The organism is Synechococcus sp. EJ6-Ellesmere, assembly GCF_024345875.1.
Taxonomy (GTDB): domain Bacteria; phylum Cyanobacteriota; class Cyanobacteriia; order PCC-6307; family Cyanobiaceae; genus Regnicoccus_A; species Regnicoccus_A antarcticus.
The window spans coordinates 1-6,727 of the sequence record NZ_JAGQBY010000167.1; the positions used below are offsets into that span (position 1 = coordinate 1).

Consider the following 6,727-nt stretch of genomic DNA (forward strand, 5'->3'; position numbering starts at 1 on the left):
TCCCTCTGCCTGTACCTGAGCGCCCGCCATGTGGAGTCGGTGCAGCAGGAGTTGCTGGAGCACTACGCCGCCGACACCCCGGTGGCGATCGGCTACCGGGTGAGCTGGCCGGATCAGTGGCTGCAGGTGGTGCCCCTGGAGCAGATGGCGGCCGTGAGCCGGGAGCGACAGCTGATCCGCACCACCCTCTATCTGGTGAGCCCAGCGCTGGCCGCCCCTGAGCAGGCCCGCTCCCGGCTGTACTCCGCCAGCCATGATCATCTGTTCCGAGCGGCCACCGCTGCAGGGGGGGCAGAGGGCTGAACCGCCGTGTTTTAAGATCAACGGGTGCGGGCGATTAGCACAGCGGTAGCGCACTTCCTTCACACGGAAGGGGTCACTGGTTCGAATCCAGTATCGCCCATTCTCTAATTCAGGTCTGAGCTGCGGCTGACTGCGCAGGATCAGGCTGCCACCGGACTGCAGACCAGCTCGGCATGCAGGATGTCCATCACCTCAAGAATCCGGGCTGATTCGCTGGTCTCAATCTCCAGCTGAGCCGCAAGATCAGCGAGGATCTGCTGTTCCTGGGCCACCAATGGCCCATCAGAGCGCATGATCTCAGCCGCCACCGCAAAGGCCGTGCGGCGCTCGTGGGGATCAAGTTGCAACGCCGCGCGGGCCATCAGGATCGGTGCCCCATCGCTGCGCAGATCAGCCAGCAACCGGTCGAACAGCTGAATCATCGCCGCATCCCCCATCTGATTGAAGGGCACGCGGTAGTCGAGCGAGTGGCGCAGGGCCCGGGAACCGGCGCGGGTGAGCACCCCATCCCAGGACACGGCGGCAAGGGCCACGGCCACGAAGGCGGTCGGAGAATCCATGGAACTGGCAACAGGAATGTCCTGCCTCTGTCATGGCGACAGCAGGGCCGGTTCTGCGGTCGTCATCGCTACCGACCGTCGGATTCCACCAGCAACCTCACCCCTGTGGCCTCCGCCAGGGGCTCGGCGCACCCCTGCAGGCTCCAGCGCTCCAGGCTCAGGTCAAGAGCTGAGGCCGGCTCGAGCCCGATGCTCAGCTCACTGGTGCTGCAGGAGATGCGCAGGCCTGCCACCGCCGGTGTGGGACGGCGATCGAGGGAAGCAGCCAGCCGCAGGAGCATCGCCATCGCGTTGACGGTGCGCCTCTGCTCACGCCCCGGCAGCAGCAGCCAGGCCTCGTGGCGCTTCTTGGGGAGGCTGCGGCGGTGGTAGCGGGCAATGGCCGCCACCATCAGCTGCTCGGTTTCGGAGTAGCCGAGCAGGTCGCCATGGCGGATCAGATACCAGCTGTGTTTGTGGTAGGCGCCGATGTTGATGTGCTGGCCTGAGCCATGCAGCATCGCCGCGGCCCAGAGCAGTTGCCGCCCCTCGCCCTCGTCGTGATGCAGCACCCCGCGGCAACGGTCGTAGAGGCTGAGGGCATGCTGAGCCACCCGATCCGCACGCGTCTGATCGACGCCATAGCGCTGGGCCAGCTGGCGCACCGTGCGCCGGCGTATGCCTCTCTGGTAGGCGAAGCGTTCGACGATCAGGTCGTGGCGAAGCATCCAGTCGACGATCAGGCCTTCGCGCTGGGCCCGCTCTATGATCCCCATCTCCCCGGCCTGCAGCATCGCCATCGCCTGCTGCAGCACCAGCGCCCCCGGCACGATGATCTCAGCGCGGCGCTCATTGATCGCAGGCAGGGAGCGGCGCTGCTCCGGCGTCAGGGTCGTCAGCCGGTTCACCTGCTGATCGATCTGCTCCCGGCTCATGCGGAATCCCTGCAGGCGCAGGGGGGTGCGTTCCTGCTCGGCGGCCACCAGGGCAGCCAGGGCCGTGGCGGTGCCGCTGGTGCCCACCATCACCGGCACTTCCCCTGGCCGCAGCTGACGCTTCACCCGCTCCACGGCCGGCTCCAGTGACCCCTGGATGAACGCCCGCAGGAAGGTGAGCCGAGCCGGCGGCATTGGGTCCTCGCGGATGAAATCCCTCTGCAGACGAACCGCGCCGATGCGGGTGCTGGTGAGTTCACGGGCATCGGACCCGTCGGCCAGGATCAGCTCGGTGGAGCCGCCACCGATGTCGAGGATCAGGTGGGGGGTATCCCCGAAGGCCATGCCCGAGAGCACCCCGAGATAGATGAGGCGGGCCTCTTCCTGGCCGCTGCCCAGATCCACCTCCAGACCCAGTTGCTCCTGCACCGCCCGCACGAACAGGCGGCCATTGGGTGCCTCCCGCACCGCGCTGGTGGCGGCCGTGAGGATCTGCTCCACCCCGTGGCTTTCAGCCAGCTGACGGCAGTGGCGCAGGGCGATGAAGGCGCGCTCGATCGCCTCGGGGGTGAGATCACCCGTCTCGGGATCCCGCTCCCCCAGCCTGGTGGTCGACTTCTCCGCCAGCACCAGGCGGAAGCTGCGCAATTCCGGGTCCACCGCCGCGATCAGCAGGTGAATGGAGTTGGTGCCGATGTCGATGGCCGCCACATGCCGGAGTCCAGCGCCGGGGCCCTGGCTGGCGGGAGCGGCCACCGTGGCGGCGGGGTCGGGAGGGACCATCGGGCGACCAGCCGGCACTGACCGCGTCACTTTGCCACCGAAGCACGCAGCCAGTGACCTCACGCCGCCGCCCCGGGCCGACCCAGCCCCGAAGCGCCGTAACCTGCGCCGATGAACATCCGCGCCTCCCTGCGGGGTTGGTTCGAGCTGCTGCGCTGGCACAAGCCCAGCGGACGTCTGATACTGCTGATCCCGGCCGGCTGGGCCCTCTGGCTCACCCCCCAGGCGCCGCCAACCCCCTCCCTGGTGGGTCTGATCGTGGCCGGCGGCCTGGCCGTGAGCGGCGCCGGCTGCGTGGCCAATGACCTCTGGGACCGGCGCATCGATCCCTTGGTGGAGCGCACCCGCACGCGCCCCCTGGCCAGTGGCCGGGTGGGAGTGGTCGAGGCCGTGCTGCTGCTGCTGGCCTGCCTGCTGGTCGCCCTGGCGGTGGTGCTGGCTCTGCCGGCGGCCGGCCGCGGCCTCTGCCTGGCCCTGGCGGCCGCCACCCTGCCGCCAGTGCTGCTCTACCCCTCGGCCAAGCGCTGGTTCGCCTATCCCCAGCTGGTGCTGGCCTTCTGCTGGGGGTTCGCCGTGCTGATCCCCTGGGCCGCGGCCACCGCCGGACTGGGAGGTGGCTGGCCCCTGCCGCTTGCCTGGCTGGCCACGCTGCTGTGGACCTTCGGCTTCGACACCGTGTACGCCATGGCCGACCGGACGGATGATGCCGTCCTGGGGGTGCGCAGCAGTGCCATCAGCCTTGGGGAGGACGCTGCCACTGCGGTGGCCCTCTGTTATGCCGCCGCCGCCCTGCTGCTGGCGGTGGCGGCCACCGGCGCCGGAGTGAGCTGGATCTTCTGGCCCCTGTGGACCCTGGCGGCGGCGGGCATGCAACGGGAAGCCGGGCGGCTGCGGGGGCAGCCGCCGCGCTCCCGCTACGGGGAGCACTTCAGCCGCCAGGTGCAGCTCGGCTCCCTGCTGCTGCTGGCCCTGGTGCTGGGACGCGGGGCATGAGCGTCTGGTTGCCAGCTCCCCTGCGGCCAGGGGACCGGGTGAGGCTGGTGGCAGCCAGCTCCGCCCTGGCGGAGCGCCAGAGGCTGGAGGCGGGCATCGCTGTGCTGGAGGGATGGGGACTGAAGGTGGAGCTCCCCTTTACCCCGGAGCGCCGCTGGGGTTATCTGGCCGGCCGGGATCATGAACGCCTGGCCGACCTGCTGCTGGATGCAGAGGCCACCACTGGCGAACTGACAGCCTCTGTCGAGCCGGCCGCGCTGCTGGCCTGCGTGCGGGGAGGCTGGGGCGCAGCACGCCTGCTGGAGCAACCGCTGCCCCTGCCTGAGGGCTGGCTGCTGGGTTTCTCCGATGTGACCTCCCTGCTGCTGGCCCAGCAGGCCCGGGGCCTGCGGGGCGCAGTTCATGGTCCGATGGTCACCACCCTGGCGGCCGAGCCGCCCTGGAGCCAGGACCGGCTGCACAGGCTGCTCTTCGGCGAAGCGCCTGGGGCGTTGCAGGGAACCCCATGGCAGGGCGGGCAGGCCGAAGGACCATTGCTGGTGGCCAATCTCACTGTGGCCACCCACCTGCTGGGCACGGAACACCTGCCCGATCTCAGGGGGGCGGTGCTGATCCTGGAAGACGTGGGTGAAGCCCCGTACCGGATCGAGCGGATGCTCACCCACTGGCGCCTCTGCGGCGCGTTGCAGCAGCTGGCTGGGATCGGCTTCGGCAGCTTCCAGGGCTGTGAGGAACCTGACAAGGAGACCGTATCGGCCGGAGAACGCTTCAGCCTCGAGCAAGTGCTACGCGAACGCACTGCCGACCTCGGCATCCCCGTCCTCGCGGGACTGCCCGTGGGTCATGAGCCCGGCAACGGCGCCCTGCCCCTGGGGGTGCCCTGCCGCCTGGATGGGGAATGCGGCGAGTTGAGCCTGCTGCTCTAAGAACAGCCGCTGCGGGCAGCCAGCACCGCCTCGGCGATGGTGAGATCAAAAGGGGTGGTGAGCTTGATGTTTGAGGCTGAGGCCTCGATCACCCGCACCGGCCAGCCCAGGCGCTCGAACAGCGAGGCGTCGTCGGTGACACTCCAACCCTCGGCCGCTGCCGTGGCATGGCCGCGGCGCAGCTGGGCCAGAGGAAAGCCCTGCGGAGTCTGGGCCGCCCAGAGCGCCTGGCGATCGGGGGTGTCCTCGATGGTGCCGTCGGCCGCCACCCGCTTGATCGTGTCCGACACCGGCACCGCGGCAATCACAGCCTCTCCCCGGGCGGCCGCAGCGGCGCAGCGGCTGATCAGTTCCGGCTCCACCAGGCAGCGGGCGCCGTCGTGGATGAGAAGCGCTTCAGCGTCCGGCGGCAGGGCCGCCAGGCCGAGGCGCACCGAGTCCTGGCGGGTGTCACCGCCCTCGATCCAGTGCACGGGCCGATCGGGCGCCGCGGCCGCCACCAGGGCCTCCACCTCCGCCTGATCCCGGCTCTGGCCCACCACCCCGATCCAGCTGATCTCAGGCGTGGCGAGAGCCGCCTCCAGGGTCCAGGCCAGCACGGGGCGCCCTGCCACGGGCAGCAGCAGCTTGTTGCGCTCGGCACCCATCCGGCGGCCACTGCCAGCAGCGGCGATCAGCAAATGCACAAGGGACTCCCTCGCTGCGGACAAACCAGACCAGATTCATACAATCAGGCCGCCCGCCGCCCTCCAGCCACCGCTCCGATGCGTGTTCTTGTACTGATCCCGGGCGGCATGGCAACCCAGCTCCAGGCCATTCCGGCGGTGGCCGCCGTCGCCAACCATCTCCATGCCCAGGTGCAGGTGGCCTGCCCCGCCGGGGTGGCCGCGGCCTGGAAGCTGGTGCCGGCGGTGGAGAAAGTTCTTGGCTATGGCTTCGATCAGGGGGTGAGCCTGGCCGACTGGGCCAACCTGCTGGGGGGCGTGCGCGAACCCGATTTCCAGGTCTGCCTGAACCTGGGCAGCGGCTGGTCGATCGATCTGATGCTGTCCCTCGGCCACATCCCCACCCGGATCGCGACCGGGGGCTTCTCCGCCACCAGCATCGTCAGCCGACAGACTGGTTGGCCCAACCAGACGCTCGAGGCCTGGCTGCGCCCGATCGGCGTGCCCCTCGACGCGGCCAGCTACCGCCTCAGCCTGCCCAAAACCGCGCTGGAGAAGGCGATGGCCGCTGCGCCGGCAGGCGATGGCCCGCTGCTGCTGCTGGCTCCTGACCCCCAGCCCACGGCGGCAGAGCCTGACTGGCCGTCGCAGAGATGGCAGGAGCTGCCGGAAGCGATCCGGACCCGGCTGCCCCAGCTGCGCGTGCAGCAGGCCCGCCCCGATGGCAGCCCCGTAGAGCGCGCCACCCAGGTGGCCGCCGCCGACGTGGTGCTCAGCAGCGATCCGATCACCACCGAACTCGCCCTCCTGAGCGGCACACCCCTGGTGGCCCTGGGTCGCAGCGGCGACAGCCTGCCCTCCCGCCCTGGTGTACAAGGACTCGGTCTGGCAACGTCCCTGCACGAGCTCGATGTTGCTGACGTCTTGCAAGCCCTTGGCCTGGGCTGAGCGTCCCCTCTTCAACCCCGGCGCCTCGGATGCCTCCACCCACCAGGCGTCGACGCCCCAGGCCTCCCTCCTCCAGGATCCGGCAGCCCTGGCGATCCCCCCTGATCGCCCTGGTCGCCCTGGTGAATTTCTCGGCGGCGGGCTACCGCATCACCGAGGGCTGGGACTGGGGCGACTGCTACTGGATGGTGCTGGTCATCCTCACCACCCTGGGCTGGAGCGACGGCACCACCGAGCCCCTCTCCGGGGCCGGCCGTGTGGTCACCACCCTCTCGATCGCCGGGGGGTTGGTGGTGGTCCAGATGACCATCCAGGGCCTGCTTGGGCTCACCGATTCCGGCTACTTCCGCCGGATGCGCGAACTCCGCTTCCGCCGCTGGCTTCTCACGATGAATGACCACGTGATTCTCTGCGGCTATGGCCGCATCGGCCGGGAGATCGCCGACCAGATCACCGCCGAGGGCGTCCCCCTGCTGGTGGTGGAGATGGATCAGGGCCGCAAGGAGGCCGCCGAGGAGCATGGCCTTCCAGTGCTTCAGGCCGATGCCACCCTCGATGAAACCCTGATGGAAGCGGGCATTCACCACTGCCGCAGCCTGGTGGCCGCCCTGCCCAGCCACGCCGCCAATCTCTAC

Annotated in this window: 7 protein-coding genes, 1 tRNA gene and 1 pseudogene; 6 read left to right on the forward strand and 3 right to left on the reverse strand. The window is 69.6% G+C overall.

Going from position 1 to position 6,727, the window contains the following annotated elements:
* A pseudogene (locus KBY78_RS14925) lies at positions 1–303 on the forward strand (precorrin-4 C(11)-methyltransferase); the annotation flags it as partial.
* Between the two features lie 28 nt (positions 304–331).
* Positions 332–403, forward strand: a tRNA-Val gene (locus KBY78_RS14930).
* Between the two features lie 40 nt (positions 404–443).
* Here the strand turns inward: KBY78_RS14930 and KBY78_RS14935 are convergent.
* Together KBY78_RS14935 and KBY78_RS14940 are read right to left on the reverse strand one after the other, a co-directional pair.
* Positions 444–863, reverse strand: coding sequence for a tellurite resistance TerB family protein (locus KBY78_RS14935; protein ID WP_006170306.1), 420 nt, complete (start codon positions 861–863; stop codon positions 444–446).
* Positions 864–931: 68 nt separating this feature from the next.
* Complete coding sequence (locus KBY78_RS14940) at positions 932–2,560, reverse strand: Ppx/GppA phosphatase family protein (RefSeq protein ID WP_255144299.1); 1,629 nt, start codon at positions 2,558–2,560, stop codon at positions 932–934.
* Positions 2,561–2,671: 111 nt separating this feature from the next.
* Here KBY78_RS14940 and KBY78_RS14945 point away from each other — a divergent pair, with 111 nt between their 5' ends.
* Both KBY78_RS14945 and KBY78_RS14950 read left to right on the forward strand, forming a co-directional pair.
* On the forward strand, positions 2,672–3,553 hold the full coding sequence (locus KBY78_RS14945) for a 4-hydroxybenzoate polyprenyltransferase (RefSeq protein ID WP_255144300.1): 882 nt from the start codon (positions 2,672–2,674) through the stop codon (positions 3,551–3,553).
* Positions 3,550–4,479 carry an LD-carboxypeptidase gene (locus tag KBY78_RS14950; RefSeq protein ID WP_255144302.1) on the forward strand — a complete coding sequence of 310 codons (930 nt, stop codon included), beginning with the start codon at positions 3,550–3,552 and terminating at the stop codon, positions 4,477–4,479. The genes KBY78_RS14945 and KBY78_RS14950 overlap by 4 nt, the downstream gene beginning before the upstream one ends.
* Here the strand turns inward: KBY78_RS14950 and ispD are convergent.
* A complete protein-coding gene (gene ispD / locus KBY78_RS14955) occupies positions 4,476–5,165 on the reverse strand; it encodes a 2-C-methyl-D-erythritol 4-phosphate cytidylyltransferase (protein ID WP_255144304.1) in 690 nt (229 codons plus the stop codon). The genes KBY78_RS14950 and ispD overlap by 4 nt on opposite strands.
* Before the next feature lie 78 nt (positions 5,166–5,243).
* Between ispD and KBY78_RS14960 the strand changes: the two genes are divergently transcribed.
* Positions 5,244–6,092, forward strand: a complete 849-nt coding sequence (locus tag KBY78_RS14960) for a glycosyltransferase family 9 protein (RefSeq protein WP_037979438.1) — start codon at positions 5,244–5,246, stop codon at positions 6,090–6,092.
* A 29-nt stretch (positions 6,093–6,121) separates the two neighbouring features.
* On the forward strand, positions 6,122–6,727 hold a 606-nt coding region (locus KBY78_RS14965; RefSeq protein WP_255144305.1), incomplete at its 3' end, for a TrkA family potassium uptake protein.

What these genes read in the sequence shown, in the direction of transcription:
- KBY78_RS14935 (WP_006170306.1), bottom strand. Translation starts at nt 863, where the DNA reads ATGGATTCTCCGACCGCCTTCGTGGCCGTGGCCCTTGCCGCCGTGTCC.
- KBY78_RS14945 (WP_255144300.1), top strand. Translation starts at nt 2,672, where the DNA reads ATGAACATCCGCGCCTCCCTGCGGGGTTGGTTCGAGCTGCTGCGCTGG.
- KBY78_RS14960 (WP_037979438.1), top strand. Translation starts at nt 5,244, where the DNA reads ATGCGTGTTCTTGTACTGATCCCGGGCGGCATGGCAACCCAGCTCCAG.
- KBY78_RS14950 (WP_255144302.1), top strand. Translation starts at nt 3,550, where the DNA reads ATGAGCGTCTGGTTGCCAGCTCCCCTGCGGCCAGGGGACCGGGTGAGG.
- KBY78_RS14940 (WP_255144299.1), bottom strand. Translation starts at nt 2,560, where the DNA reads ATGGTCCCTCCCGACCCCGCCGCCACGGTGGCCGCTCCCGCCAGCCAG.